Here is a 25,289-nt window from a genome sequence, read left to right on the forward strand (position 1 = left end):
TGGACAATTGCTTTTCCATTCAGGATTTATACCAATGGGCTCGTTATCGGGAATTCCCGACCTTGAGCGATATTTGTATTGTGGAGCACCGCATGAGACGAGACCGGATGCACCACCAATGCGCGCAACGCACCAAATTGGTTCACCTCAGCGACCCCAGGACCATCCCTCGGATACCGGCGATCCCACGGGCGCCATTTTGCCTTGCCTTGGGCAGACAGTCCAAATTCATTCCGCCGAGTGCGTAAACAGGGATGTTGACCGTCGCCACCAACTCCCGAAAACGCTCCCAGCCCATCGGGACGGCTTGCGAATGGGAAGGCGTCCGGCACACTGGAGAGAGCACCGCGAAGTCCAGGCCCAGCGCCTCGGCCTTCTGCAATTCGCTATGGTTATGGCACGAGGCGGCCACCCAGAAGTGGCTGCCCTCCGGCCTTTCGTCCAGTCTGCGCAGGCGGGCCGAGTCCAGGTGTACGCCTTGGGCACCCAATTCCAGCGCGAGTTGTGGGTCGTGATTGAGCAGCAGGCTCACACCCAGGTCCGCGGCGATCTTCAACGCAGCGGTCGCTAATGACCGGTAGGCTCCGTCCGACAAGGCCTTGGCCCGCAGTTGGACCACGCGCACACCGGATGCACCAAGGTTGTGCAAACAGTCCGAGAGATCCTGCTCTGCCGGGTTGTCCAGAATTGCATAGCGATCGGGCAGCCGGGCCGCGGTCAAAATGGGGCGATTGGCGGCAGGAAATTCAAAGGAAGACAGATCGTCCGCCGCGACCCAGATAATGGGCTGTCCTTCCCTGCCCTGCGGCGTGCCGGAGAACTCCAGAACCTCAAAGGTATCCAGAAGAACGGACCGGTCGGCATAGGCGTGGCGCACCTGCAGCAAAGGCTCGCCGCGAAGGACCCGAATGCCCAATTCTTCGTGCAGTTCCCGGTCCAGGGCCTCCAGCGTGGATTCCCCCGCCTCCACCTTGCCCCCGGGAAATTCCCACAAGCCCCCCTGATGCAAATGATCGTGGCGGCGGGCGATCAGGACCTCGCCCGCGGCACCGCGAACGACGCCGACGGCGACGTGGAGTTCATGGGACTGGACGACTGGATTCACGCTTTCAAGATTTGCGCGGCATTTGGGCGGGGACGCGAGGCAGCAAAGTCAAACTTCGCGGTAAATGATCCAGCATTGTACACAAGGGCAACCCGAGAGCGGCAGCTTCGTGCGCGGCGTCTTGGCCTACCAGCGTGTTCCACTGAAAAAAGCCCGCCCCGTTTTCCAGCTTACAAGGGCAGCGAACGGAGGTAACATCGGATGCGCCGACTGCCCCGAGGCAGACCAGAGCAGCAGGCAGGAGCCGGCGACGAGCGGAACAAACATGATGAAAAGGATCGAGGGAGGAGAGAACATGACAGATTTGAACGAAAAGGTAGAGGCGATGCTATCCGGCACGATTGCCTTGCCAGGACGCGACGACATCAGGGACATAATCGGGCAACTGAAGGGATCGCTGGATTTCGGGCGCGCGCGCCGACTCCTTACGACGGTTCTGGCAGCCCTTCCAGATGGCCAGCGCAGCACCTCGTCGGAGGCTGTGTGGCTGACCCAGCAACTGGCGCTGTGCACCTACAAGGACGAAGAACTGCCGCCGGCCAGCCGCCTCGACGACGCCATGAGGCTGTTGGAAGACATCGGCTTGCGCGAGCCCGGCAACCTGGATGCCGAAACCCTGGCCCTGGGAGGAGCCGTGTGCAAACGGCGCTGGGAGCACGGCGGCCAGATCGAATTCCTGCACGAGTCCCTCGCCTTCTATACCGCGGCCCATGAACGCAACCCGAACCAGGACATGGGCTACGGCGGCATCAATGCCGCCTTCATCTGTGACCTGCTGGCCGCGCGCCTGATCCAGATCGAAAAGCGTAACGGCATTCCGTCCGCCGAAGCGAAGCAGTACCACAAGAAGGCCGAGAATCTGCGCAAATCCGTGCTCAGGATCCTGGGCCCCATGCTCCGCAGGGACACATCCCTGGGCCGGCAGCACTGGTTCCTGGCAACCCTGGCGGAAGCCCGATTCGGCCTGGGCGAGTACGAGGAAGCGGGCCGCCTGCTGGAACAGGCCGCGGCGCTCCCCGATGTCAAGGAATGGGAACTGCAATCCACCTTCCGCCAACTCGCTGCCCTGGCTGACCACCAGAATCTCGCGCCTCCCGCGCCGGGTAGCGACCCCAAGGATTGGGATGCCCCCTGGCAAGCGCTTGCGCGCCTATTGGGCGAGGACACGGCCGCTGCCGCCGGCAGCCACCGCGGACGCGTCGGCCTCGCACTGTCCGGTGGCGGCTTCCGCGCCTCGTTGTTCCACCTCGGCGTGCTGGCGCGCCTGGCGGAAGTCGATGCCCTGCGCAGCGTCGAGGTCCTCTCTACCGTCTCCGGCGGCAGCATCGTTGGCGCCCAATACTATCTCGAACTGCAAAAGCTGCTGGAATCCCGCCCCGATCGTGCGCTCGATATCGAGGACTACATCGATCTGGTCAAGCGGGTCCAGACCCAGTTCCTGCAAGGTGTGCAGCGCAATGTGCGCATGACTACCTTCGCCAATTTCTTCGACACGCTGCGCATGCTGTTCTGCGCAAGCTATTCGCGCAGTCACAAGCTGGGCGAGGTTTACGAGGACCTGCTGTACCGCCGGGTGAAGGATGGAAAGGGCGACAATCCGCGCCACATGGAGCAATTGCTGGTACAGCCGGCCAGTGGCCCGGCATCCACTGCCAAGCGGTTCAAGCCGAAATTCGAGAACTGGCGGCGGCGCGCCAAGGTGCCCATACTCCTGCTCAACACCACCTCCCTGAATTCGGGGCATAACTGGTTTTTCACCGCCAGTTGGATGGGCGAACCGCCCGGTCTGGTGGGCGATGAGATCGACAACAACCGCCGCTATCGCCGCCTGTACTACCGGGAAGCGCCGAACCAGGGCCTGCGCGAGTTTCGCCTCGGCCATGCGGTGGCCGCCTCGTCCTGCGTACCGGGTCTGTTCGAGCCTCTGGTGATCCAGAATCTCTACCCGGGCACGACCGTGCGGCTGGTCGATGGCGGCGTTCATGACAATCAGGGCGTGCAGGGCCTGCTGGACGAAGGTTGCACCCTGATCCTGTGCAGCGATGCCTCGGGCCAGATGGCCGACGTATCCGACCCAGCCGACGACCCGGCGGGCGTGCTGCTGCGCACCGTGTCGGTCCTGCAGGACCGTATCCGCGAAGCAGAGTACCAGGACCTGCAGGGCCGCCTCGACAGCCGCGCGCTGCAGGGCTTGCTGTTCGTGCACAGCAAGAAGGAACTGGGCGTCGCGCCGGCAACCTGGAACGGTGGAAAGGCAAAGGAAGCCTTCAGTGGCGCGCTCCCCGACGAACCCACCTCCTATGGCGTCAACAAACGGCTACAGGACAGCATCGCCGCGTTGCGTACCGACCTGGATGCCTTCACCGACGTGGAAGCCTATTGCCTCATGGCCAGCGGTTACCTGATGACCTCGGCCGAATTGAAAGTGCTCCAGGCGCAGCACCTGAAGGACGGCGGCAAAGGCAACTGGGGGAATTTCTCCATCGACGCCCCGGCGCGCAGCGACTGGCCGTTCCTGCCGCTGCTCGACCTTCTGGGCGAAGCCGAGTCCGGCGCCTCGCCGCGGCGCCAGGACCTGGCCTTCCAGCTGAAGGCGGGCAGCGCCCTGTTTCTCAAGGCCTGGAAGCTGGTGCCGGAACTGAAGCGGCTCGCCACCATCGTGGGCGCTGGCGCGGCTTTGGCGCTTGTGGTCCTCATCGTGCTGCTGTGGAACGCCCCCCTGTTTTCGCAGCAAATCACCTGGGGTGTCGTCCTCTCGGCCCTCCTGCTGACTTTCGCCGGCCTGGTGCTACCGGCCTTGAAGTGGCTGAACCCTGCCGGCGAGTCAAAGCAGATAGTGATCAAGGTCGCCATTGGCCTGACGGGCTATGTCCTGGGCAAGCTGCACCTTTGGTGGATAGACCGCTTGTTCCTAGAGCGCGGCGCGTTGAGCCGTCTGCTTAAGCTCGACGGCAAAAGCAAATGATGCATGGCGACGCTGGCGCGGATCGAGGTTCAGGCTGAGATCTGCGCTGCGCGCCGCAGGAGTTCCTGCTCAACCTGCTCGGCCCACTCCACGTGCTCATCCCGCCCGGCGCGGGCCTCGCGGATCAAGCGCAGATTACGGGCAGTGGTTTCCGGCTCCCAGACTTCGCGCACATGGGCGAGGGCCGCGCTCAGCGCCGCGACCGCCCTCGTCCTGTCCTTGTCCAGTACCGCCAGTTCAAGCAGCGTGGCATGATCCCAATAATCGGGCTGCCCCGTCGCAATGCGCCTCTCCACCGCGTAGAAGACGACCGGTATGAGCTTCTCGCGGCGGGGGTCGGGCGGATTCCTGAGTTCCATCAGGGTCACCGCGTTGATGCCAGGATAGGCGTCGCGCCAATCCGCCTCGAAGCCCTTGAGGTACGCGTCAATCGCCTTCCCTAGCAATCCGTCCGCCAACAACCCGGGACCGGCGGCCTCCCAATGATCCTTATAGACCCGGCCCAGCAAACCGTAGGTTTCGCTGCTCGGTCCGCGTGCGGCAATCACGTCCAGCAGCACGCGCTCGGCCTCGTCGCGTCGCCCCGCGCGGTTCAGGGCCATGCCAAGCTGTTCCTGCACCATGACCGTGGCGGCCAAGGGCCGGGACATCTTCGCCACCAGCGCGATCATGGCGTCCCAGGCCTTGACCGCGCGGTAAGAAAGGAAAAGATCCAGCACCACCCCGGAGTCGGCATCGGCCAGGTTGCCCAAGTCGGCCTCAATGGCACGCACGGCATCGGCGCCCTGTTTGCGCGCCACGGCGAGCTCCGCCTTGCGCTCCTCGGAGTAGCGCACCCGTTCGCGGAAGACATCGGTCTTCAGCCGCTGAATGTCCGGAAAATTCTCCACCATCTGGAATACCGGGCTGTCGGTGGGAAAATCGCGGGCCGCCTTGAGTTTCTCCGTCAATGCGCGCCGGGCCGCCTCCGCCGCGTCCGGTCTGCCGTCGTGCCCCAGGCGGTAAGGCAGGGCGCGCAGAGGCATCACGTCGAAGGGCAGTTGTCCCATGCCCTCGGCGAAAGTGAGTACCGTAGTGGCCGGCTTCACCGCGTGGCGCAGTCCCAGTTCATAGAACACGTTGGCGTTGGCATTGGTCAGGTCGGCGACCGCAAACTCGCACAATATGAGCCGCTCGAACATGGGCTTGTGGATCACTCCCCCGGTCATCTCCTCATCGGCCCGTATCGGCTCGAGGCCGGCGTCCTCGATTGCAGGCCGGATATAGTCCTGATAGACCGCATCGAAATCGATCATGGCGCCGCCGGCGCTGGCGGCAGGCTTCTTGCCGAAGGGCATGAGGACAAAGCAGAGGGGTCGATTCATGGCGGACTCCAGGTCCTGTTTCACAAGGATTCAAAGGATCGCACGGCGCTGCCGTTCAGGCCGTCGGCTCGCGCCCGCCCCGAACGGCGTGCACGAGCCGCCCCATTCTAGGCGGAACCTGACAAAGTGCGGGCGGCTTGTCGCAAAGGCTTCATCGGAGGCCAGCCGGCAGGCCGCGCTAGCACCACAATAAACCATTGAATTCATTGAATTGCAAGCCAGTGATACAGATCATACGGTCCTCAATTCGAGTCTGGAATGAAGCTTGCTGCATGCGTGTTGATTCCCTACTGGAGAAACCAGCCATGCTCGAAACGGCTATCATCGGCGCCGGCATCTGCGGACTGGCCCTGGCCCAAGGCCTGCACCGTCAAGGACGCAGCTTCGCCCTGTTCGAGGCCCGCGGGCGCGCCGGCGGGCGCGTGCTCACCGCCATCAGCCGGCAGGGAACACCCCTGGACCTTGGCCCCACCTGGTTCTGGCCGGAAACCCAGCCGCGCATCACGCGGCTGGTGCGTGATCTGGGCTTGCGCAGCTTTCCTCAGCACGACACCGGCGAGGTGCTGCGCCTGGCCGATCACGACAAACAGCCGGACAGCGTCCAGCGCCCCAACCTGCACGGCGGGGCGCAGCGGATGGAAGGTGGCATGAGCGCCGTGACCCAGGCCCTCCTGCAGGAGTTGCCGGAAGCATCCCTGCGTCTCGGGCATGTGCTGGAGAGTGTGACCGACTGCGGCGACCATGTCTTGTTGCGGCTTCGGCGCGGCCTGGAGCGCATCGAGGTGCAGGCGCGTCATGTGGTTCTCGCCCTGCCGCCGCGCCTGGTGGAAGAAAAGATTGCCTTCGATCCCCCCCTGGACGGCCAGGTGCGCGAAGCAATGCGGGAAACCTACACCTGGATGGCGGATCAGGCCAAGGCCCTGGTGGCCTTTGAACGCCCTTTCTGGCGCGAGCAGGGACACTCCGGCAATGCCTTCGTGCATCACGAGCATGTGGTGCTGGGCGAGATTTTCGATGCCTGCGATGCCGATGGCGGCAAGGCCGCCGTGGGTGGCTTCTTCAGCCTGCCGCCCGAATTCCGGGCCTCGCTGCGTGGGGGCATGTCCATGCTGGTATCCAGCCAACTGGTGCAGGTCTTTGGAACCGACGCCGAGCACGGTGAACAGCATGTGCACGACTGGGCGGCCGATGACTACACCTGCAGCAGCCGTGACCGCACACCGCCGGACCATCACCCGGAATATGGCCACCCTGCCCTGCGTTGGCCCCAATGGGACGAAAAGCTGTTTTTCGGCGGCTCGGAAACGGCCACCTACGCTGGCGGCTACCTGGAAGGCGCCCTGGAAGCGGCCGCCCGCATCCAGCGCAATCTAAGCTTGAGCCTGAAGCCGCAAGCCGCGGCACCGCATTCAAGCGGCAATCAAGCCAGCCTGGATCAGTTCAATGCCTGGGTGCAACTCCAGCGCGACGGCGCATTGGAGCGCTACAAGCGGCACTTGCAGCAGAACCTGGCCAAGCAGGTCAAGGAACAGATCACCCAGCGCGCCGTTCTCGGCACCATGGAACAGGTCTACAGCGAGGCCTTGACCTTGCTTGACGAACTGCCGTTCAACGCCGCCGAGGAAGGGATCGAGCAAGGTCGCTGCGGGCTTACCCCCAAGGCGCTGAACCCGTTCCTGGGCTTCAACAAGGCCCTGCTGGACGCGGTGATCGAGCACAATCGCACCTCCTGCGCCATGTCCAACTTCCCCGACGAGCACCATGTGTCGCCCGAATACCTGGAAACCATCGCCCGTGACCTGGCCGCCGCCTGGCGCGAGTTCGCCCTGGCGGTCAACGACCTGATGATCGCCAAGGCCAGTTCCGAGCGCATCGCCGCGGCGGCATGAGCCAGACGGGCAGTTCACCCAGCTTGAAACTCCTGCACTCGCACCGGCTTCAGCGCCTCGCGCAACGCCGGGGCTGGCGCGCGCCCCACCTACAATGAGCGGAAAAACCCATGAGTACCTATATCAAGACCACACAGGATGGCCGCAAGGTGGAAGTCATCGAACTTTCCGTCTGCCTGGCCGGTAAACCCGAAGCCGAATACCTGGTGCCCGTGGCCGAGCACCCCAACCGCGATGCGATTCTGCAAGCGGTGCCGGATGCCACCCACATGGCCGGGCGCCTGCCGCTCAATGCGGAGGAAGCCGCCACGGCGCAGGCTGCTTTGGAAGCCAACAAGCTGGCCTTTGAGAACAGCCCCAAAGGCCTGGCAGAGCGCATACGCCGCGCCCAGAACCAGGCCATCGCCAACCGGGACGGCTGAGCCAGGCGGAAAGGGCGGACGCCCTAGCCACCCAGCCGCCAAACCAGCAGGCGGTTGTTCGCGGGCATTTCAAGATCCGCGACCGGCTGGAGGCCTGCGGCAGCGGCCAAGCCGTTCACGGCCTCGAAATCGCGGATGGCCATGTGGGCGCCCCGGGCTTGAAGCCATGCATTGAATTGGGCATTGCTATCGCTGGTGAAGCGGCCACCGTAATTGAAAGGGCCATACACCGCGAGGACGGCCTCAGGTTCCAGCACATCCGGCAGGCGCGCAAACAGGCACTCCACCTCGGCCCAAGCCATGATGTGCAGCGAGTTGGCGCTAAACACCGCGTCGAAGCGTTCTTGGGGCCATTCCTTGCGCACATCCAGGGGAAGCGGCGGCGGCAGGTTAGGCAATGCGGCCTCATCGACCCAGAGCCCGATGCCGGCAATCTGCTCCTCCAGATCGGAGGCTTGCCAGCTGAGGTGGGGCAAATGCGTGGCGAAGTACACGGCATGCTGACCGGTGCCGCTGGCAATCTCCAGCACCTTGCGCCGGCCGGCGAAATGCTCGCGCAGAACGGCGAGGATAGGGTCGCGGTTACGCTCACAGGATGGCGCATGGGGCTTGGCGATGGCGTTCATTGTTTAGGCAAAGTTCATGCGGAAAACCAGTGGCCAGTTTAACGGCCCTGCCGGTTCAGATACATCAAACACAGAGACCAGCCTATGAAATTCAGCGACACCTACGATATCGCCATCGCCCTGAGCGAGGCGCATGCGGACGTCGACCCCCGCTACGTCCGCTTCACCGACCTGCTGAACTGGATTACCGGGCTGGAAGGTTTCGACGACAGCCTCGAGAAATGCAATGAAAAGGTCCTCGAGGCGATCCAGATGGCTTGGATCGACGAAATCAGCTGAGCGGAACTGAAAACATGGATACGCAACTGGACTGGTCGGCCTACGACAGCTACGGCGCGGGCGATGCCTACGCGGCGATCCCGGCGGAAGGCGGTTCCTATGGCAAGGCCGCCGCGGTCTGCATCGGCAACCGCCAGTGCCAGCGCAGCGATAAGGGGGTGATGTGCCCCAGCTTCCGTGTCACCGGCAATGCCGCCCATTCCACCCAACACCGGGCCGCCACCCTCAAGGCGGCGCTCAACGGTGAGTACGGCGACAAGCCCTTCCTCGGCCCGGAACTGGAAGCGGCCATGGACCTGTGCCTAGGCTGCAAGGGCTGCAAGCGCGAATGCCCCAACGGCGTGGACATGGCCCTGCTGCGCGTCGAGGCCCTGGCTCAGCGCTGGAAGCAATCCGGCGGTGCGCCCCTGCGGGAGCGACTGATCGCCTACTTGCCGAGGCTGGGCGCGTGGCTGCCGGCCCTGAATGGGCTGCTGTCGCTGCGCGCCCGCCTGCCCTTCCTTGCGCGCCTGGGCGAACGTTGGCTGGGCATCGCCGCCGGACGCAGCCTGCCCGAGGCCGCAGGGCGAAGTTTCCTGGCGCAGGCGCCGTCGGACTTTGCCGGGAACAAGACCTCGGTTGTGCTGCTGGTGGACACGTTCTCCAACCATTACGAGCCGGAGAATGCCCAGGCGGCGGTGGATGTGCTGCGCGCGGCGGGCTATGGCGTCATCCTGGCGCGGGCACCGGCCGGCGAAAGGCCGCTCTGTTGCGGCCGTACCTTCCTGTCAAACGGTCTGGTGGAACAGGCGCGGGAAGAGGCACAACGTACGCTTCGAGCCCTGGCGCCCCTCGTTGAGCAAGGCTTCCCCGTCATCGGGCTGGAGCCCTCGTGCCTGCTGATGCTGCGGGATGAATACTATGCGCTGGGGCTCGGCGAGGATGCTGCCACTATCGCCCGCTCAGCGATGCTGCTGGAGGAGTTCCTGGCCAAGGAACACGATGGCAAGCGCCTGGAATTGCCCCTCAAGCCCTTACCGCAGGAACAGGCGTTGGTGCACGGCCATTGCCACCAGAAGGCCTTCGGCGCCATGAAACCCATGCGCAAGGTGTTGGGCCTGATTCCCGGGCTCAAAACCGAGTTCATCGAGTCCAGCTGCTGTGGCATGGCCGGCGCCTTCGGACTGGAGGCGGAACACTACGAGGTCTCCATGGCCATGGGAGAACTTGCCCTGTTGCCCAAAGTGCGTGAGGCCGACATGGACACCCTGGTGATCGCCAACGGCACCAGTTGCCGTCATCAGATCAATGATGGCGCCGAGCGCCAAAGCCTGCATCTGGCGCGGGTGCTGCGCGCGGCTCTGAACAGCGAGGCCTGAGCCGGCCTCAAGCGGGGACGCCTGCCCTTCGCTGCATGGCTGCGAAGGGCAGGCCGATCAGGGAGTGGAACCGGTTAATCCAGTACCAGGTTGCTGAGATAATCCTTGAATCCGTCGCGCAGTTCGGGGTGTTTCAGGCCCTGTTCCACTGTGGCGATGAGATAGCCCAGCTTGGAGCCGCAATCGTAGCGCCGCCCGTGGAACTCATGGGACAGCACCGGCTCGTCCTTGAGCAGCATGGCAATGGCGTCGGTGAGCTGGATCTCGCCGCCCGCGCCGCGGGTCACCTGCTCCAGCTTGTCGAAGATGCCCGGGGTCAGGATGTAACGGCCGACCACCGCCAGATTGGACGGCGCCTTGTCCGGCCTTGGCTTCTCCACGATCTCCTCCACCCGCCCCAGGCTGTTGCCGATGGAATTGGAGCGCACGATGCCGTAGCTTTGGGTTTCCGAGGGGTCGATGCGCTCCACGCCGAGGATGGAGCACTGCCACTCCTCGAATACCTTGGTCATCTGGTGCAGGCAACCGTCGGCATCATCGTCGATGAGGTCATCGGCGAGCAGCACGGCGAAGGGCTCATCACCGATCACCGCCTTGGCGCGGCCCACGGCGTGCCCCAGCCCCAGCGCCTCGGCCTGGCGGATGTGGACGCAGGTGACATTGGGCGGCACGATGTTCTGCACGATCTTGAGTGTCTCTTCCTTGCCGCGCAGGGTCAGCTCGTTCTCCAGTTCGTAAGCCTTGTCGAAATGATCCGAAATGGCCCGCTTGCTGCGTCCGGTGATGAAGACCATCACCTCGATGCCCGCCGCCACGGCCTCTTCCACTGCGTACTGGATCAGCGGCTTGTCCACCACGGGAAGCATCTCCTTGGGATTCGCCTTGGTGGCGGGGAGGAATCGGGTGCCCATTCCCGCCACGGGGAATACGGCTTTTCTCACCACTTTTTTCATTGTTTTCATTGACTCCGTTGGTTTGTCAGGCTGATCTTGCCTTGACGATTGAGGTATTCGAGGACCTGCATGGCGCAGCTATCCAGGTCCTGGGCTCCGGTCATAACCGTCAGCTCGGGATTAAGCGGCTCCTCGTATGGCGATGAAATGCCTGTGAACTCGGGTATTTCACCGCGCCGCGCGCGCTGGTACAGGCCCTTCACATCACGCTGTTCGCATACATCGAGGGGGGTGTTGCAGTAGATTTCAATGAAATCCCCTTCCGCCGCCAGGGAACGGACCAGGTCGCGGTCGTGCCTGAACGGCGAGATGAAGGCGGTCAGGGCAATGACGCCGGCATCCACGAACAGCTTGCTCATTTCGCCGATGCGGCGGATGTTCTCGGAGCGGTGCTCGATACTAAACCCCAGGTCCGAGCAGAGCCCATGCCGTACATTGTCGCCATCGAACACATAGGTCCGGCAGCCCAGATCGTAGAGCATGTCCTCCACGCGGTGAGCCAGGGTGGACTTGCCAGCCCCGGACAACCCGGTGAACCAAAGGATGAAGCTCTTGTGCCCGTTCATTGCCTCGCGGCGCTGCCGCGTTACGGTCGCCTGGTGCCAGACGATGTTTGAATTCATGCCGTGGGTATCTCCCTGTTGAATTGGCGAAGAAGGCAACGGACCGGCTGGCCCGGTGGCTTATATCCCCAAAAGGCGGCACCCGCGGGTGCCCAGACAGCCTGAGCCATTGGGCAAGGCGCCGCGAGATCGGTCGCAGGGCCTATATATTAGCCGCATTCGCTGCCAGGGCGAAAATCTGAAGGCAAAAAAACAGGCTCCCGTGGGAGCCTGTTTTTGCATTCCGGCAGTTTACGCCGGTACCCAACCGATCCGGCCTACTTTGGCACTGCCTTGGCGGGCACGGCCACGGCGGCGCCAGTCGCGCCACCCGGCTGCGCCGGCGGTATGGCCGCTTCAGGCGGCGCAGCGGCCCCGGCACTGAGGCTGCCGAGGTTCTTCTTGATGGTCGCCGCCTTGATGCCCTTGACCCGGGCCAGGTCATCGACGCTCTTGAAGGGGCCGTTCTTCTCCCTGTCCTTGACGATGGCCTCGGCCTTGACCTTGCCGATGTCCTTCAAGGTTGCGAACTGCTCCGCCGTGGCCGTATTGATGTCGATCATTTCGGCCCATGCGCCTGCCGCGAATGCCAGCAGCAGGCAAAAAAATCCCAAGCGAATCGTCTTCATCACGAGGTCCTCCAGATGAAAAACGCCCTAACCGGGCGCGGCTCCACTGTAGAGGGCTCACTTCCATCAATCAATCCGTCTGAAGACGATTCTTTCCCTAGCAATTGTAGGGACTTGCCTACTTGAGCCTTGGAACGCGGCTTGGCTGAAGATCACAGGCAACGGAACTGCCCGGGCCAATCACGGTAATTGAATACCTGGCCGGTTTCGCGCACCTTGGCGATGGACGCGAGGTCGATATCGGCGTAAACCCATTGCGCCACATTCAGCTCGCCCACAGCCAGCACCCCGTCGTCGGGATAGCCGTAGTCCACCGGCGTATACACCGCGGCCGCGCCGACATTGACATCCACCGCCTCGGACCAGGGCGCATGACCCACCGTGGGTGATTGCACAACATAGCACTGGTTTTCCAGGGCACGCGCCTGGCAGCCGATGCGGACGCGGTTATAACCTGCCAGGGTGTCGGTGCAACTGGGGGCCAGGATCAAATCCGCGCCGGCGGTCACCTGGCGGCGGGCAATCATGGGGAACTCGCTGTCATAGCAGACGTTCACGCCGATCTTGCCGAAGGCGCTGTCCAGCACCTTGATCTCGCCGCCGCCGGTGATCAGCCACTGCTCGTTCTCGAAGCGGGTCATCTGCAGCTTGTCCTGGAAATCCGAACTGCCGTCGGGACGCAGGAAATAGGCGCGGTTGTGATATCCGCCGTCGGCCTGGCGCACGGGGAAGGTTCCCGCCAGGATGTGCAGGCCATAACGCCGTGCCAGCTCGCCATAGAGGCCCAGGAAGTCGTCATGCACATCCTGCAGGGCATCCAACTGCCGGGACAGCGAGCGGTAGACCTCTTCGGGAAAGATCGAAGCCAGCTCCATGCTGAAATACTCGGGGAACAGCAGCAACAGCGCGCCCGCCTCCGCCGCCTCGGCCACCCAGCGCTGGACCTTGGCCTGGTAGGTCGCCCAGTTCTCCAACTGGCCGATGTCGTACTGGGCCGCCGCGATGCGCAATGAGCGCTGGCTCATTGGCCACCCTCCGCCGCCAAGGGCTTCATCCAGAACACCATGGGCTTCTCGGTCTCTTCCGCCTGGTCCACGTCTTTCCAACTGTAGGAGGTCTTGAGTTCGGGGTGTTTGACATAGCCGAACTTGGTCCACACCGCGTCCAGCGGGACATAATCGGCGGGCCGCAGGGGATGGTCGTCGGGACGCTGCACGCAGCAGAAGCTGCAGTAATCGAAGCGCCCCAGCTTGCGCGCCTGCCCTTCGCGGCCGAGGAAGAATTCCTTGTAGATGCCCTTGCCGCGGTAGTCACGCAACAAAACCGACTCGCCGCAATAGAAGATGCGCGCGGGATCGTAACCCTGATCCATGAAAGGCTTCTGGAACTCCTCCGTCTCGTCCTGCATCGGCAATCCGGTGGAGGCGCCAATCACCTTGTCGCCATCCAGGGCCAGCACCACGATGCTGTCGGCCGAGCGCAAATAGGTCTGCAGGTATTTCTCCTCGTACTCCGCCGTACCGTCGTAGAGGTAAGGAAAATCGCGGAACACCGTGATGCGCAGCCGCGCCAGATCGGCGAGCCAGGGCCCCAGTTCCGGGCCGGGCAAGTGCTTGATGCTGATGCCGCTCATGGAGCTCAGCCCTGGCTGACCTGGGCGATCCAGTCTTCCAGGTTGTAGTAGTTGGTGATGCGGGCCACCTTGCCATCGCGCACGTCAAAGAAGGCGCCGGCCGGCAGCCGGTATTTCTGGCCCTTGGCGGCGGGCAGGCCCTCGTCGGTCACCAGGTATTCGCCGAGCACCACGAACTCGGCCGCCGCCCGCGTGCCATCCTCCGTCGCCATGATGACCATGTCCACCAACTGCTCCTTGTAGTTGCGGTTCATGCGGCCCATGAACGCACGGAACGCCTCTTTGCCGGTTTCGCGTGCGCCCTGGTTGATGTCGTGCACCACATCGTCGGTGAGCAAGCCGAGGAAGGTCTCCATGTCGCCCGCGTTGAAGGCGGCATAGTAGTTCTGAATGAGGCTGATCGTTTCTTTATTCATGGCTTCATCTACCGGTTGATTGACAACGGCTCGGCCATCGCGGGATGGCGGAAACAGAAAAGTCGGGTACTTTAATGGAAACGGCCAGCCCTGTCGATACGGCTTACGGGCTTGACGCTCCGGGGTTTACGAAGGCGGGCGCCGGGCGATGACCTTGCCCACCACGGTCCCGCGGGCGAGCTTGGCCTCGATCAATTCGCCCTCGGCGATCTCGGCGCTATCACGCAGGATGCTTCCGTCCGCCTGGCGCGTGACGATGGCGTAACCCCGCTGAAGCGTGGCCAGCGGGCTGACGGCGTGCAGGGTTTCGCACAGTTTGGCGCTTGCAAGGCGTGCGGCTTCGAGGCGGCGCTCCATGCCAGACGCGAGACTGCGCCGCAAGCCGCGGATGCGATCCTCCAGAACGGGCAGGCGCTGTCCGGGATGGCTGCGGTGAAGCCGCGCCACCAGGGCCTCCAACCGTAACGCGCGCAAGCGCTCCGCCGTCCGCTGCACCCGCCGCAAACGCAGTTCCAGTTCGTCCAGGCGCTGGGCGTTACGCTGGATCTGACGGACCGGATGGGCCTGCCGCAAGCGCTTGTGGATGAAGCCCAGGGTATCGCTCTGCCGCTGCAGACCCCGTCGCAACTGGCGCAGCAGCCGGTTTTCCAGGCTGGCCACCCGCTCCAGCCACTCGGTCCGCTCGGGGCTGACCGCCTCGGCGGCGGCGGAAGGCGTCGCCGCGCGAAGATCCGCCACCAGATCGGCGATGGTCACGTCCACTTCGTGGCCGACGCCGGACACCAGGGGCGTGCGGCAGGCAAAGATGGCCCGCGCCACGATTTCCTCGTTGAAGGGCCACAGGTCTTCAAGGCTACCGCCGCCCCGCGCGAGGATGAGGACATCGCACAATCCACTGCGGTCGGCCAGGGCAATGGCGCGTGCGATATCCTGGGCGGCCTCGTTTCCCTGCACCCGGGCCGGAAACAGGATCACCGGAAGAGCCGGGAAGCGCCGGCGCAGCACCGTCAGAATGTCGTGCACCGCCGCGCCGCTAGGGGAGGTGATGACGCCGATGCGGCGCGGCAGAGAAGGCAGCGGCCGCTTTTTGTCGTGGGCGAACAGGCCTTCGGCGTCCAGCCGCCGCTTCAAGGCCTCGAAGGCGCGGCGCAGCGCGCCGTCACCCAACTCTTCCAGCCGATCCACCACCAATTGGTAATCGCCGCGCGGCTCGTACAGGCTCACCTGGGCACGCACCAGCACGCTGGCTCCGTTGGCCAGGCGCGTCCCCAATCCGCGCGCACTGCCGCGGAACATGGCGCAGCGCACCTGGGCGTCGCGATCCTTCAGGGTGAAATAGAGATGGCCGGACGAAGGGGTGGCCAGGTTGGAGATTTCGCCCTCGACCCAAACCGTGCCGAAATGGCTGCTCAGCGCCAGTCTGGCGCTGCCGTTGAGTTCCGAAACGGTCCAGACTCGCCGTTCCTGCGCATCATCCTGCTGCATGCCGCGAACGCGCGCTCAGTCGTCCAGGGCCGCGCGCTTAAAGCGGTGAATGGCGCGGCGGCCCTTCTTGTCGGGCCGCTCATCCGGCGCGATATGGTGCTCCTTGTCCAAACGCCTGCGCTCCAGTTCCGCCTGGCGCTTTTGCAAGCTTTCGGGAGCTTCTTCGTATAGGAGACAGGCTTCCTTGGCAGGGCGACGTTGCGCGGACAAGGCCAGCACGGTGATATCCCAGCTTAACTGATCCTTGCTGATCTCCAGGCGCGCACCCACCGCAACATCCTTGCCCGGCTTGACGCGCTGACCATTCAGATGGACTTTGCCGCCGTTGATGGCATCCGTCGCCAGTTGCCGGGTCTTGAAGAAGCGGGCGGCCCAGAGCCACTTGTCCAGGCGCATGTGCGGGGCGGACTCATGCCCGCCCCCTGCCCGGCCGGGTCCTGCCATCAGGCGGGATGGGATACCGTCGCCCCGGACTCCTGCCAGGCCTTGAAGCCGCCTGCGAGGCTGACGAGGCCAGTGTAGCCAAGCTTCTGCAGGCTTTCCGCCGCCAGGGCCGAACGCCCGCCGGACAGGCAGTAGACCAGGATCTCGGCGGTCTGCTTGCCCTGGAAGGCGGGATGGTTGCCAATCTGGAATTCCACGACGCCGCGCGGAATGTTGATGGCGCCGGGCAGACAGCCGCCCGCGTACTCACCGGGCTCGCGCACGTCCAGCACGAGGGCCTTGCCCACCATGTCCTGGGCCTGAGCAACGCTCACCTCGCGGATATTCTGCTTCGCCGCCGCCACCAGATCCATTGCCGTCATCGCCATGTTGATTCTCCTGCTGTCGCTTAAATATTAGGGCCTGATTATATAGCGACGACTGGCTGCGAAAAAAGCCCCTGCGTCAGGCGCGCTTGCGCAGTTCCTTGGGCAGGGAGAAGACGACCTTTTCCTCGATCCCGGCGTTTTCAAGCTCCACATTGCCGCCCCATTCGCGCAGCTGCTCCACCACGCGCTTGACCAGGATCTCAGGCGCCGACGCCCCGGCAGTAACGCCGATCTTGCCGGCGCCCGTCACCCAATCCCGGCGCAACTGGTTGGCGTTGTCGATCAGATAAGCTTGCTTGCCCAGCTTCTCGGCGATCTCGCGCAGGCGGTTGGAATTGGAACTGTTGGGCGAACCCACCACCAGGATCACGTCGCAGGCAACGGCCAGCTTCTTGACGGCGTCCTGGCGGTTCTGGGTGGCGTAGCAAATGTCGTCCTTCTTCGGCCCGATGATGTTGGGGAAGCGCTGCTTGAGCGCCACCACCACGGCCTCGGTGTCGTCGATGGACAGTGTGGTCTGCGTGACATAGGCCAGATTGTCGGGATTCTTGACCCGCAGGGTCTGAACATCCTCGGGGGATTCCACCAGGTAGATGCCGCCCTCCGGGTTGTCGTACTGGCCCATGGTGCCTTCCACCTCGGGATGTCCGGCATGACCGATGAAAATGATCTCGCGCCCGCCGTGGGCATGGTGATGAACCTCGATGTGCACCTTGGTCACCAGGGGACAGGTCGCGTCGAACACCTGCAGCTGGCGCTCGCGCGCCTCTTCCTGGATCTGCTTGGAAACACCGTGGGCGCTAAAGATCACCGTGGATTTTTCCGGTACTTCCGACAATTCCTCGACGAATACGGCGCCGCGCTCCCTGAGGCCATCCACCACATAACGGTTGTGGACCACCTCGTGCCGCACGTAGATGGGGGCACCGAACACTTCGATGGCGCGCTCCACGATTTCGATGGCCCGGTCGACGCCGGCGCAAAATCCGCGGGGGTTGGCGAGTATGATTTCCATAGATTTTCTATCTCTGAATGACTGAGCTGGACGGTAGGGCATTGTCACATGTTGAAACCGCCGAAGCAACGCGGGCCGGCGCCACCAAGTGACAAGGGATCAGGTCAGGCGGTCCTCGGCGACGACAATGCCGTCCTCGTCCGCGTACAAATAATAGCCGGTGCGGAAGTTGACGCCGGCGAAGGTGATGAGGCTGTCCCGATCCCCGCCGCCACGCTTGTGACTCTTCAAGGGATGAGTATGCAGGGCGCGCACGCCGATGGGCAGTTGCGCGATCTCCATGGAATCACGGATGCAGCCGTAGACGATGATGCCGCGCCAGCCGTTGTCGCAGGCCATGCGCGCCAGGTTGCCCCCCAAGAGCGCGCAGCGGTGGGAACCACCGCCGTCCACCACCAGTACGCGGTCCTCTGCCTTCTCCTCCAAAGTTGCCCTCAGCAGGACGTTGTCCTCGAACACCTTGAGGGTGGTGATGCGGCCCCAGAACGAACTGGCGCCACCAAAGGAACGGAAGATGGGCTCTGCGATCTGCAGGTGGCGCGTCTCGGCATGTTGGTCGCAGAGGTCGGGCGTGCTGAATTTCATGGGAATCCGGGCGAGAGGTGAGTGTGATGGCCAGGGTAACAAAGTTCCGACTGCCGGCCTACCGCAGGCGTCATCGGAGAAAGCGGAATGGCCAGCGTGCAACGGCCCATCATCGGCTAAAGCCTGGAGGCACCGTGGAGCATGTTGCTGCAGGCGGAAATCAGGCTTTCGCCGCGAAAACCACCACGGGCGCCTGCGTCTGCGCCAGCACATAGCTCACCGGCCACTGCCGGTCGGGAGCCGACGATGCCTTCTCGAACACCGCCACCTTGCTGGCGCCGCCAAACTGGAGATAGATCCGGCGCGAGTGAAGAATCCAGGGCAGCGTAAGGCTCATCCGCTCGGTCGGCGCCACCGCGCCCACTTGAGCCAGGCAGGGCGGCGTATTGGCTACGGTCCCCCCGAGAGCCAGACCGGCCTCCAGTTGCGGGCTGGCCGGAAACAGCGAGGCAGTGTGGCCGTCGTCCCCCATGCCGAGTATCAGCGCCGCGAAAGGGGTGGCCAACCTGGAGAAGACCCCGGCCAATTCGGCTTCACCATCCGCCGCGGTGGCCGCACCGGTATACATCGGAACGAAGCGGGCCGCTGCGGCGCGTCCCTGAAGCAAATGGGTACGGACCAGGGCACCGTTGCTGGCTGGGTCGCTCTCGGGCACCCACCGCTCGTCGACCAGGGTGACCGCCACGCGCTGCCAGTCCAGCTCCATCTCGCGCAGGGCCTCGAACACCGGTACCGGCGAACGCCCACCGGATACCGCCAGGGTCGCGGTTTCCTGCTCCCGCAGGGCGGCCCGCAGATCGTCAGCGACGGACGCGGCCAAGGCAGGGGCCAGCGCGGCGTTGTCGGGGAACCAATGTATGGGTGTCATCAGCCAAGTCTCCTCATTTCAATCAAGCTATTCGAGGTCCAGCGCGCGGGACCGGGTGTCATGAAAATCATGCCAGCGACGAACGGTGCCGATTCACGATTCAGTTCGATACCGGGGCGATCCATCAATGTGCCGGGCACTTGAAACCGGAGCCCGGTCTGTCGCCAGCACAACGATTTGAGAACTCAGCCACTGTCTGGGATCAATCGGGGTGTCCTCATTATCGCAGACCAGTCCGGTCGCGAACGGAAGCTCCAGGCTGCCGGGCACGTGAAGGGCGTGATGGTAGCCGTCACGTGTCCGGAATGTCCAGCCACAACCAGCTCAGCCGAGGGGGCAGCGCGACCTTGGCGCGCTGTAACGGCCATTTGCTGGCGCAGCCGTGTTTCACCTATCATGATATTTATTGATCAGGCCCAAAAACACCCTCCTGGTATTTCGGGCCGACGCCAAGGTCGGTACGCGCCCGACCTTGGCCGGCGCGGCCTCTGGCCGCGCCGGGGCATCCGTGCCCCGCATTAACCCGGCCACTAAGGACCGGGTTAATATTACATTTCTAAAAGACCTCGCATTCCATCAGCCAATACGGTCGGTCGCGACATGATCATTTGCATAGCCGAAGACTGAGAGTGGTGCGAGGCCCCGGTCAAGCTGCTGCTCAGCCTGCGCGAACATTGCCCGGCCCTGTCCGTCGAGCTTTTCTAGGCTGGGGCGGACACCGCTTCCACTCAGTGGCTAAAACAGGTCCCGCAGGTTCAACGGAATGCGCTGTCTCTGGAAGGCGCCGGCAGTCCATCGATCCTTGGGCAACTCAACCCCTGAAGGACGCCGGGCCGCAACGCTCGCCACCACGGCAAGCCTACGACACGGACTGCCCGGAAGGAATCCCATACGCTATCTTTGCCCTGGAGTAATGGCCTCAGTCGCAAGGAGCCAGGCCATCACGCTGTTTAGCGCCCTGTAAGGTTCGGTTGAGCTTGCGGCTTAAGCATGCCAACCCTAAAGGCCTTGCGCCAGCGGACCTCACAGCGGAAACGAACGACGCTTACCATCCAGCACAACGGAGAAATCTACGATGAAGGACTGCCCGTCAGCGCGCCACCTGCTGTTCCTGTTTGCCTTGGCAGCCGCCCCGGCTCTGGCCAAAGACGCGCAGCACCATCACCACGGAGCTACCCCCGCAGCGGCAGAGCCCGCGCCGCAGAAGTTCACGAGCAAAGGCGTGGTCGTGGAATTTCAGGCCAAGCCGGCCGAATCGGCCGGTGCCATCATGGAAGGTGAATACACCGACCTTAAATTCCGCGTCACCGATGCGCAGACCAAGAAACCCATAAAAGGGCGCATTCCCGGCGCCTGGATGGACGTCGCCAAGCAATTCGCCGGCAAGAATCCGGAAAACGCCAGTTGCAAGGACAAGATCGAGACCTACCTGAAGGGCATGGTGGGCGTGCGCCCCATGCTCGACCTGAACAGCTATTACCTGCTGGTCTTCAACCAGGACGCCAGTATCTCCGTGATCGACCCCCTCGTGGGCGTCAGTGGACGGACCAACCTGTACGCCAACATCATCCTCAAGCGCCCGCCCGCCGACTGGATCCTGTCGAGGGACGGCAAACGGCTGTTCGTCAGCATGCCCGATGCCGGTCAGGTATCGGTCATCGACACGGACACATTCCACGTGGTGACCGACATACCCGCAGGCACCAAACCGACCCGCCTCGGCCTGCAGCCGGACGGGCATTACCTCTGGGTCGGCAACGACGCGCCAGACGACAACCAGGGGGGCGTCACCGTTATCAATACCGATACCCTGAAACCCGCATCCCACATCGCGACCGGCAAGGGCCATCACGAACTGGCCTTCTCCGCGGACGACCGCTACGCCTACATCAGCAATCGCGAGAATGGCGGAATCTCCGTCATCGACATCCGCGATCTCAAGAAGGTGAAGGACATCAAGACCGGCAGCCTGCCCATCGCCCTGCTCACCGCGCCCGCCAGCCGCGCCATCTATGCCGCAGACGGCTTGGACGGCACGGTGACCGTGATCAGTGACGCCAGCCAGGAAGCTGTTTCCACCATCCAGGCCAAGGCGGGACTGGGTCCCATGCGCATGACGCCGGACGGCCGCTGGCTGCTGGTGCTGAACAGCAAGGAAAGCCTGGTACACGTGATCGAAGTCGCCACCAACCGCCTGGTCCAGGATATACCAGTAGGCGCGCGGCCCTTCGAAATTGCCATGAGCGACGCCTTCGCCTATGTGCGCTCACTGGATAGCGAACACGTGGCCATGATCTCCCTGGCCCAACTGGGCAAGCCTTCCGCGGTCCAGCTCAGTACCTTTACCGCAGGGTCCTCGCCGCCGAAACAGGTGGCCGATCTCGCCATCGGCAGCAGCATGGCCCCCGCCGTGGGCGAAGCCGCCATGCTCGTCGCCAGCCCCGCGGACAACCTCATCTACTACTACATGGAAGGCATGCTGGCCCCCTCGGGCAACTTCCGCAATCCGGCCCATAGCGCGCGTGGTCTGCTGGTGGTGGACCGCAGCCTGAAGGAAACCAAGCCCGGCGAATACACGGCGCGGGTGCGGATACCCGCCTCCGGCGACTACGATGTGGCCTTCCTGCTGGAATCGCCGCGGGTCATCCATTGCTTCCAGGCGCATGCGGCCGAGAACCCTTTGCTCAAGGTGGAGCTCAAACCACTGGATATCAACTACGTCGATCCCCAGCGCGCCGTGCTGGTGGGACAAACGGCAAAGATCAAATTCCGCCTGTTCGACCCCAAGGACAATGCGCCCAAGCCGGGCATGAACGATGTGCGCGTGCTCTATTACGCCGCGCCTGGACTGCAGCGTACCGAGACCGCCGCCCGCGACCTGGGGGAAGGCCTGTACGAGGCGGAGCTTGCCATCAAACGTTCCGGCGCCTACTACGTCTACGTGAGCGTGCCTACACTGAAAATGGGCTACGGCGACCTGCAGCAGATCAGCCTGATCGCCACCGAGCCGGCGAAGCCCGCGCCGTGACGGGAGTTGCAACCTAGAGCGGCATCAGGATCTCGATTCGGGCGTGGCGGCGCAGGGACTGGATACGCTGGCGGACCGCCGCCTGGGTCTTTTCCGCCTTGAGATAGGACCTTGCCGACTCCCGCGCCTCGGCCTCCGGGAGCGTGCCGCTACGGCGCTGTTCGAGTTTCAGCACATGGCAGCCCGCGTCGCTCGGCACGGGACCTGTGACCTGCCCTGGCTTCAGACTGGCGACCGCCTGCTGCAGAAACGGCGTCAGTTGATCCTCGGCCAGGAAGCCGAGATCGCCGCCCGCCGGCGCACTTTGATCCTGCGAATGCTGGCGCGCCAGTGCAGCGAAATCCGAGCGCGGGCGGCGCGCCTGGGCCAGGATTTCCTGGCAGCGGCTCAGCGCGCCGGCGGGATCGCTGCCGCTGGCAATGAAAATTTGGCGAATACGCACCTGGGCGGGAATGGCGAAGCGTGATGGGTTGGCCACATAGAAACGGTGCACGTCCCGGTCCGACACGCTAACCTTGGGCTGGATGTCCGATTCGACCAGCCGCTTCACCGCCAGTTGTTGCCCTACGTAGGCGCGGTAGCCGGCCTCGTCGAACCCGGCCCGTTCCAATCGGCGAGCGAAGGCGTCCTGTGACTTGAAGTTGGCGCGCATGGCCGCCACAGCCGCATCGACCTCGGCGGTACTGGCGGCGATGTCCTTTCTGGCGGCCTCCTGGGTTAGCAACTCTTCGTCCACCAGGGCATCCAGGGCTTCGCCGCGCAGCTTCTTGAGAACCGCGGGGTTGCGGATGCTGGCGATGTTGCGGCCGCGGTCGGACAGAAAGTCCTCGAAATAGTGCTCGAAGCGCTTGGCGGTGATTTCCTGCCCGTTCACCCGCGCGGCGAGGCCTAAGGGTTCACTCCACCCCGCCACTGGAACCCAAGGCAGCAGGAACAGCAAACAAAAGCAGACTTTGACGATGAAAGGTTTCACTGTGGGCATCTTGGATACGTTCTTCGACGGCGATGAATTCGCCACGCGGGATTCTGCTCGGCCCGCCACACCGGCGGTAACTGTCGGCCAAGCAGCAAGTTTAGGTGGGCGGGCGCTTGCTTTCCACAAGCCGCGGCGGGAACGCCGGGCGGGGCCCAAAATCCATGCCCTGCTCCTTGCCGCGTGCTTCGCCCTGACACCCACGGTCGGGGAAGCAGGGCAAACCGATACCCCATCCACTAACGTGCAGTTGCTCGACCTGCCCCTCGCCGACCAGGACGGCCGCAGTGTACGCTTCGCCAGCGAAGCGGTCGGCAAGTCCGTGGTGGCCATCAACTTCATCTACACCTCCTGCACCACCCTGTGCCCGCTGACTTCCGCCACCTTCAAGAACGTGCAGTCCCGCCTGAAAAACCGACTGGGCAAGGACGTGCGACTGATTTCCATGAGCCTGGATCCCGCCACCGACACCCCGGCCCGCCTCAAGGCCTATGCCGCCCGCTACAAGGCCGGAACTGGCTGGCTGTGGCTGACCGGGGAGCCGGGCAACATGAAGCAGGTGCTGACCGGCCTCGGCGCGTACACCGCATCGATTCAGGAACACCCCCCGCAAGTGCTGGTGGGCGACGGCGCCAGCGGCCAGTGGACCAGCTTCAACACCTTGCCGGGGCCGGACCGCATCCGCGCCACCGTCGAACAGTTTCTGAAAGCACGCCATGACTGAGGCACCCTTGTTCCGGCGGGTGGCCGTAGGCGCCGCCCTGGCCTGCGCCACCGGTCTTGTCTGGGCGGCTCCACTGACGCCCCAGGAAGCCAAGGGGAAGGCGCTCTATGTGCAGGGCATCGGCGCCAAGGGCAAGCCGATCAAGGCCTACATCGGCGATGAATCCAGCGCGGTGGACGGCGACACGGTGCCCTGTGCCGGCTGTCACGGGGAAGACGGCCGCGGCCGTCCCGAAGGCGGCATCGTACCCACCGACGTCACCTGGTCGAATCTAACGAAGCCCTACGGCCATCACCATGGCAACTACCGCCAGCACCCGGCTTTCACCGAGCGCAGCCTGGCCACCGCCCTTGCCCGCGGAACGGACCCGGCCGGCAATCCCCTGGACAGCGCGATGCCGCGCTTCGCCCTGAGCAAAGCCGATCTGAACGCCCTCGGCGCCTATCTCAAGCGCCTGGACACGGCCCCCATACCCGGCGTGGATGATACGCGCATACGCCTGGCGACCGTCCTACCTCTCAGCGGAGCGCAGGAAGCGGCGGGACGCGACATGCAAGCCGTACTGCAGGCCTATCTCGACGCCGTGAATGCGGGTAGTGGCCTTTACAACCGACGGCTGGAGTTGGAGGTGGTGGCCATGGAGACGAACGCGGAAGCCACCGCCGCGAAGCTGCGCAAGCTGCTGGACGCGGAACAGGTGTTCGCCGTTCTCGCGCCCTATGCCCCCGAGCAGGAAGAAACCTTGAGCGCACTGCTGGAACAGGCCCAGGTCCCCTATCTCGCCCCCCTGAGCGACTTCCCCGCCTTGAACAGCCGCAGCGGTTTCTTCCTGGCTCCTGGCATCGAGACCCGCGCCAAAGCCCTGCTGGACTATGCAGGAAAGCGCCTGGATAAGCAGGCCCCGCAATTGACCCTGATTTACCCAGACGCACCCGGCTATCGCCAGGCCGCCGTCGCCATGGCGGCTGATGCCGCCGCCCGTGGCTGGCCCGCGCCGCGACAGGCGAACCATACCCCGGACGCGGAGAGCCCGGTGCTGAAGGAATCCGTTTTGCTGCAGCCCACCGACGCGGTGCTGTTCCTGGGCGGTGAGAATACCCTGAGAGCTTGGTCCGCGCAGCGCCGGGAAGGGCTGACTCAACCGCTGCTGCTGTTAGCCGGGATCCCACAAGGCCGCCTGACCCAGGATTTACCTGAGGCGGATCTGGAACGGCTCGCCCTCGCCCTGCCCTTTGCGCCTGACGCTCTAAAACCCGAGGCCATGGAGCCGCTACGTGGCCTGCAACATAAGGCGGGCGTGGGTGACCGCAGCCTTTATCCGGAAAGCTTCGCCATCGCCGGCACGTCCCTGCTGGTCCAGGCCCTCAAACAGGCCGGACGCGAGCTCAGCCGCCGCAAGCTGGTCGAAGCGCTGGAAAACTTGCGCCAGGTGCCGGTCCCTCCCTGGCCGGACCTGACCTTCAGCCCCTCCCATCGCATCGGCCTCCGCAGCCTGCCCGTCTACACCGTCGATCGGAAGACCGGTCGGCTGCTGCCAGCCAACCCGCCTTGAGGCAAG

The 25,289-nt window shown here is 63.9% G+C and carries 24 protein-coding genes; 8 read left to right on the forward strand and 16 right to left on the reverse strand.

Going from position 1 to position 25,289, the window contains the following annotated elements; genetic code table 11:
- Positions 1-142 precede the first annotated feature (142 nt).
- A complete protein-coding gene (locus EK23_RS06765) occupies positions 143-1,105 on the reverse strand; it encodes a Nudix family hydrolase (protein WP_045224563.1) in 963 nt (320 codons plus the stop codon).
- A gap of 295 nt (positions 1,106-1,400) precedes the next feature.
- On the opposite strand from EK23_RS06765, the gene EK23_RS06770 reads away from it, so the two are divergent.
- Positions 1,401-4,070, forward strand: coding sequence for a patatin-like phospholipase family protein (locus EK23_RS06770; protein ID WP_045224564.1), 2,670 nt, complete (start codon positions 1,401-1,403; stop codon positions 4,068-4,070).
- Between the two features lie 29 nt (positions 4,071-4,099).
- Here EK23_RS06770 and EK23_RS06775 read toward each other — a convergent pair whose 3' ends face one another.
- Positions 4,100-5,434, reverse strand: coding sequence for a TRAFs-binding domain-containing protein (locus tag EK23_RS06775; RefSeq protein WP_045224687.1), 1,335 nt, complete (start codon positions 5,432-5,434; stop codon positions 4,100-4,102).
- Positions 5,435-5,739: 305 nt separating this feature from the next.
- On the opposite strand from EK23_RS06775, the gene EK23_RS06780 reads away from it, so the two are divergent.
- Together EK23_RS06780 and EK23_RS06785 are read left to right on the forward strand one after the other, a co-directional pair.
- The gene (locus EK23_RS06780) at positions 5,740-7,323 is read left to right on the forward strand and encodes a flavin monoamine oxidase family protein (RefSeq protein ID WP_045224688.1); all 1,584 of its coding nucleotides are present in this window, start codon (positions 5,740-5,742) and stop codon (positions 7,321-7,323) included.
- Positions 7,324-7,433: 110 nt separating this feature from the next.
- Positions 7,434-7,745 (forward strand): hypothetical protein, encoded by a 312-nt coding sequence (locus tag EK23_RS06785; protein WP_045224565.1) that lies wholly within the window; start codon positions 7,434-7,436, stop codon positions 7,743-7,745.
- 23 nt (positions 7,746-7,768) lie between these two features.
- On the opposite strand, the gene EK23_RS06790 is transcribed toward EK23_RS06785, so the two are convergent.
- The gene (locus EK23_RS06790; RefSeq protein ID WP_200892106.1) at positions 7,769-8,371 is read right to left on the reverse strand and encodes a DUF938 domain-containing protein; all 603 of its coding nucleotides are present in this window, start codon (positions 8,369-8,371) and stop codon (positions 7,769-7,771) included.
- An 84-nt stretch (positions 8,372-8,455) separates the two neighbouring features.
- On the opposite strand from EK23_RS06790, the gene iscX reads away from it, so the two are divergent.
- Both iscX and EK23_RS06800 read left to right on the forward strand, forming a co-directional pair.
- Positions 8,456-8,650, forward strand: a complete 195-nt coding sequence (gene iscX / locus EK23_RS06795; protein ID WP_045224566.1) for a Fe-S cluster assembly protein IscX — start codon at positions 8,456-8,458, stop codon at positions 8,648-8,650.
- Positions 8,651-8,664: 14 nt separating this feature from the next.
- Positions 8,665-10,008, forward strand: coding sequence for a (Fe-S)-binding protein (locus EK23_RS06800; RefSeq protein ID WP_045224567.1), 1,344 nt, complete (start codon positions 8,665-8,667; stop codon positions 10,006-10,008).
- Positions 10,009-10,082: 74 nt separating this feature from the next.
- Here the strand turns inward: EK23_RS06800 and galU are convergent, their stop codons facing one another.
- The 12 genes from galU to pgl all read right to left on the reverse strand — a co-directional run bounded on the left by galU (position 10,083) and on the right by pgl (position 19,006).
- Positions 10,083-10,961, reverse strand: a complete 879-nt coding sequence (gene galU, locus EK23_RS06805; RefSeq protein ID WP_045224568.1) for a UTP--glucose-1-phosphate uridylyltransferase GalU — start codon at positions 10,959-10,961, stop codon at positions 10,083-10,085.
- Between the two features lie 5 nt (positions 10,962-10,966).
- The gene (cysC, locus tag EK23_RS06810; RefSeq protein WP_045224569.1) at positions 10,967-11,584 is read right to left on the reverse strand and encodes an adenylyl-sulfate kinase; all 618 of its coding nucleotides are present in this window, start codon (positions 11,582-11,584) and stop codon (positions 10,967-10,969) included.
- Positions 11,585-11,841: 257 nt separating this feature from the next.
- Entirely contained in the window at positions 11,842-12,192 is a 351-nt protein-coding gene (locus EK23_RS06815; RefSeq protein ID WP_045224570.1) for a ComEA family DNA-binding protein, read from the reverse strand.
- A gap of 152 nt (positions 12,193-12,344) precedes the next feature.
- Positions 12,345-13,217, reverse strand: coding sequence for a carbon-nitrogen hydrolase family protein (locus tag EK23_RS06820; protein WP_045224571.1), 873 nt, complete (start codon positions 13,215-13,217; stop codon positions 12,345-12,347).
- A complete protein-coding gene (locus tag EK23_RS06825) occupies positions 13,214-13,825 on the reverse strand; it encodes a GNAT family acetyltransferase (protein ID WP_045224572.1) in 612 nt (203 codons plus the stop codon). The genes EK23_RS06820 and EK23_RS06825 overlap by 4 nt, the downstream gene beginning before the upstream one ends.
- A 5-nt stretch (positions 13,826-13,830) precedes the next feature.
- Entirely contained in the window at positions 13,831-14,241 is a 411-nt protein-coding gene (locus EK23_RS06830; protein ID WP_045224573.1) for a ketosteroid isomerase-related protein, read from the reverse strand.
- Positions 14,242-14,367: 126 nt separating this feature from the next.
- Positions 14,368-15,726, reverse strand: a complete 1,359-nt coding sequence (xseA, locus tag EK23_RS06835; protein ID WP_045224574.1) for an exodeoxyribonuclease VII large subunit — start codon at positions 15,724-15,726, stop codon at positions 14,368-14,370.
- 15 nt (positions 15,727-15,741) lie between these two features.
- Complete coding sequence (locus tag EK23_RS06840) at positions 15,742-16,122, reverse strand: RNA-binding S4 domain-containing protein (protein ID WP_200892107.1); 381 nt, start codon at positions 16,120-16,122, stop codon at positions 15,742-15,744.
- A 47-nt stretch (positions 16,123-16,169) separates the two neighbouring features.
- Positions 16,170-16,538 carry a rhodanese-like domain-containing protein gene (locus EK23_RS06845; protein WP_045224576.1) on the reverse strand — a complete coding sequence of 123 codons (369 nt, stop codon included), beginning with the start codon at positions 16,536-16,538 and terminating at the stop codon, positions 16,170-16,172.
- Positions 16,539-16,614: 76 nt separating this feature from the next.
- Positions 16,615-17,553 carry a 4-hydroxy-3-methylbut-2-enyl diphosphate reductase gene (gene ispH, locus EK23_RS06850; protein ID WP_045224577.1) on the reverse strand — a complete coding sequence of 313 codons (939 nt, stop codon included), beginning with the start codon at positions 17,551-17,553 and terminating at the stop codon, positions 16,615-16,617.
- A 99-nt stretch (positions 17,554-17,652) separates the two neighbouring features.
- Positions 17,653-18,138 carry a ribonuclease E activity regulator RraA gene (rraA, locus tag EK23_RS06855; protein ID WP_045224578.1) on the reverse strand — a complete coding sequence of 162 codons (486 nt, stop codon included), beginning with the start codon at positions 18,136-18,138 and terminating at the stop codon, positions 17,653-17,655.
- Between the two features lie 160 nt (positions 18,139-18,298).
- Entirely contained in the window at positions 18,299-19,006 is a 708-nt protein-coding gene (gene pgl / locus EK23_RS06860) for a 6-phosphogluconolactonase (protein WP_045224579.1), read from the reverse strand.
- Positions 19,007-20,081: 1,075 nt separating this feature from the next.
- Here pgl and EK23_RS06865 point away from each other — a divergent pair.
- Positions 20,082-22,034: a YncE family protein gene (locus tag EK23_RS06865; RefSeq protein WP_052808000.1), complete on the forward strand. Its 1,953-nt coding sequence runs from the start codon at positions 20,082-20,084 to the stop codon at positions 22,032-22,034.
- 13 nt (positions 22,035-22,047) lie between these two features.
- Here the strand turns inward: EK23_RS06865 and EK23_RS23245 are convergent, their stop codons facing one another.
- The gene (locus EK23_RS23245; RefSeq protein WP_158002461.1) at positions 22,048-23,016 is read right to left on the reverse strand and encodes a peptidylprolyl isomerase; all 969 of its coding nucleotides are present in this window, start codon (positions 23,014-23,016) and stop codon (positions 22,048-22,050) included.
- Here EK23_RS23245 and EK23_RS06875 point away from each other — a divergent pair.
- Together EK23_RS06875 and EK23_RS06880 are read left to right on the forward strand one after the other, a co-directional pair.
- Entirely contained in the window at positions 22,994-23,731 is a 738-nt protein-coding gene (locus EK23_RS06875; RefSeq protein WP_052808001.1) for an SCO family protein, read from the forward strand. The genes EK23_RS23245 and EK23_RS06875 overlap by 23 nt on opposite strands.
- A complete protein-coding gene (locus EK23_RS06880) occupies positions 23,724-25,283 on the forward strand; it encodes a cytochrome c/ABC transporter substrate-binding protein (RefSeq protein ID WP_045224581.1) in 1,560 nt (519 codons plus the stop codon). The genes EK23_RS06875 and EK23_RS06880 overlap by 8 nt, the downstream gene beginning before the upstream one ends.
- Positions 25,284-25,289 lie beyond the last annotated feature (6 nt).

It is taken from the genome of Methyloterricola oryzae (assembly GCF_000934725.1).
Lineage (GTDB): Bacteria > Pseudomonadota > Gammaproteobacteria > Methylococcales > Methylococcaceae > Methyloterricola > Methyloterricola oryzae.